Source organism: Actinophytocola sp. (assembly GCF_036402745.1).
GTDB lineage: Bacteria > Actinomycetota > Actinomycetes > Mycobacteriales > Pseudonocardiaceae > Actinophytocola.
Genome location: NZ_DASWSJ010000240.1, coordinates 1 through 2,405, shown reverse-complemented (window position 1 = coordinate 2,405; position 2,405 = coordinate 1). Strand labels below are relative to the sequence as shown.

At 71.9% G+C, this 2,405-nt stretch carries 2 protein-coding genes and 1 pseudogene; 1 reads left to right on the top strand and 2 read right to left on the bottom strand.

The annotated features are described in order from the left end of the window. Nucleotides 1-18: 18 nt before the first annotated feature. On the bottom strand, nucleotides 19-666 hold the full coding sequence (locus VGD70_RS22540) for a helix-turn-helix domain-containing protein (RefSeq protein ID WP_331084454.1): 648 nt from the start codon (nucleotides 664-666) through the stop codon (nucleotides 19-21). Nucleotides 667-772: 106 nt separating this feature from the next. On the opposite strand from VGD70_RS22540, the gene VGD70_RS22535 reads away from it, so the two are divergent. Continuing rightward, nucleotides 773-1,972 carry a cytochrome P450 gene (locus VGD70_RS22535; protein WP_331084452.1) on the top strand — a complete coding sequence of 400 codons (1,200 nt, stop codon included), beginning with the start codon at nucleotides 773-775 and terminating at the stop codon, nucleotides 1,970-1,972. Between the two features lie 144 nt (nucleotides 1,973-2,116). On the opposite strand, the pseudogene VGD70_RS22530 reads toward VGD70_RS22535, so the two are convergent. Further along, nucleotides 2,117-2,405: pseudogene (locus VGD70_RS22530) on the bottom strand (alcohol dehydrogenase); the annotation flags it as partial.

Here is a 2,405-nt window from a genome sequence, read left to right as displayed (position 1 = left end):
TGACCCGCCGGACGCGCCCTATCCGGCGAACCCGGCGTCGAGGTCGGCGCGGTTCAGCGGCCGGCCGGGCAGCGCGTCCGGGGCCGGTGCGCGGAGGCCGTCGAGCATGATCGCGAGCACTCGGCCGGGCGCCAGCCGCGCGGCCTCCGCGGTGAGGTTGTGCGTCTGGTGCACGACCGACACGAACAGCATCGACAGGTCGCCCACGCCCACATCCGTGCGCAGCGTGCCTTCGGCCTGCGCCCGCGCCATCACCTGTTCCAGCACGTCGACCGCCGTGCGCCGGAACCGCTCGGACTCCTCGTCGGCGCGGACGACGGCCGCGACCGTCGGCGAGTAGGTGTGCAGCCGCATCGACAGCCGCAGCTGCGCGGAAAGCCGCATGATCCGGACCAGCGCGTCCCACGCGGTCGGCTCCTCGTCCAGCGCGGTCCGCATCTCGGTGGCGACCGCGCGGAAGCTGTCCCGGAACACCGCGCGGATCAGCGCGTCGCGGTCGGGGAAGCGGCGGTAGAGCGTGCCGACGCCGACCTCGGCCCGGCGCGCGATCTCCTCCATCGGCACGGCCAGGCCCTGCTCGGCGAAGATCTCCCTCGCCACCCGCAGGATCTGGTCACGGTTGCGGCGCGCGTCGGACCGCAGCGGGGTCGCGGCGTCCGACGTCATGCCGGTGAGTATCGCACCCCTGTCACCTGGACGGAGCGCGTCGGAATGGCTACCGTCGGAAGCAACCGGACGGAAACCTTCCAGATCCGTACAAAGAGGGACATCGATGACCGAGTCGACCTTTCCGCCACCCCGCGGCTGCCCCTTCCACGCACCCGAGGGCCATCTCGCCGACCGCGAGGCCGGGCCGATGACCAAGGTGACGCTCAGCACCGGGCAGGAGGTGTGGGCGGCGTCCCGGCACGAGGACGTGCGCGCGCTGCTCACCGACCCCAACGTGAGTGCCAACCGGCTGAACCCGAACTTCCCGCTGGTGATCGGACGGCGCGCCGTGCAGTCGCGGCAGACCGCCAAGCCGACGCTGATCTCGATGGACCCGCCCGACCACGGGCCCGCCCGGCGCGCGGTCCTCGGCGAGTTCACCGTCAAGCGGCTCGCGGCCTTGCGGTCGCGGATCCAGCAGATCGTCGACGAGCACATCGACGCGATGCTGGCCGGGCCGCGGCCGGCGGACCTGGTGGCCGCGCTGGCCCTGCCGGTGCCGTCGCTGGTGATCTGCGAGCTGCTCGGCGTGCCGTACGCCGACCACGACTTCTTCCAGGCCCGCACGAGCACCTTGCTGCGCCGCACCGCCGCCGAGGACGAGGCCCGGGTCGCGAGCGAGGAGCTGCGGTCCTACATGGACGAGCTGGTGAAGGCGAAGGAGGCCGAGCCGACCGATGACCTGCTCGGCCGGCAGGTCCTCGCGCACCGGGCGGCCGGGACCGAGGACCACGAAGCGCTGACGAGCCTGGCGCTGCTGCTGCTCATCGCGGGCCACGAGACCACCGCGAACATGATCTCCCTCGGCACGGCGACGCTGCTCGAGCATCCCGACCAGCTGGCCGCGATCCGCCGCGACCCGGCGAAGACGCCCAACGCGGTCGAGGAGCTGTTGCGCCACCTGACGATCGTCGAGTGGGTCACCTCCCGCGTGGCCATGGCCGACACGTCGATCGGCGGCGTGCCGGTGAAGGCGGGCGAGGGCGTGCTGACGGTCAACCTGTCCGCCAACCACGACCCGTCGGTCTTCGCCGACCCCGAGCGCATCGACGTCGACCGCGGCGCGCGCAACCACGTCGCGTTCGGGTTCGGCGCGCACCAGTGCCTGGGGCAGAACCTGGCCCGCGTCGAGCTCCAGGTCGTGTTCGACACGCTGTTCGCCCGCATCCCGACCTTGCGCCTGGCCGTCCCCGCCGCCGAGCTACCGGTGAAGGACGACCACACGATCTACGGCCTGCACAAGCTCCCCATCACCTGGGAGTAAGGCCTGTCTTGTAGATCATCGTGTGAAGTCCTGCGCCGACCACCGGAACCTCAGGGGACCGTGACGGCACCCAGCCACCACCCACCTCGGTACCCGCACTATTCGCCGGGACGCAACGCACACTTTTAATCCCGGGGAGGCGGACTAGAAGCGGACGATCGTGCGGCCGCCCTGGCCGAAGCGCTCGAACGCGGCGTTCACGCCGGACAGGTCGGTGGTGTCGGTGGCCAGCGCGGCCAGGTCGACCCGGCCCTCGGCCACCTCGGTCAGCAGGCGGGGCACGTCCACGTCTGGGTCGGACGAGCCGTAGACGCAGCCGTGCAGGGTGCGGCCGAACCAGTACAGCTCCAGCGCGTTGAACTCGACCGGGCTGGTCCTGGCGCCGACCCCGATCACGGTGACCGTGCCGCCGCGGCGGCTGCTGCCCCACGAC

Bases quoted from the DNA above. Each gene is read 5' to 3' on its own strand.
- VGD70_RS22540 (WP_331084454.1), bottom strand. From the start codon at position 666: ATGACGTCGGACGCCGCGACCCCGCTGCGGTCCGACGCGCGCCGCAAC.
- VGD70_RS22535 (WP_331084452.1), top strand. From the start codon at position 773: ATGACCGAGTCGACCTTTCCGCCACCCCGCGGCTGCCCCTTCCACGCA.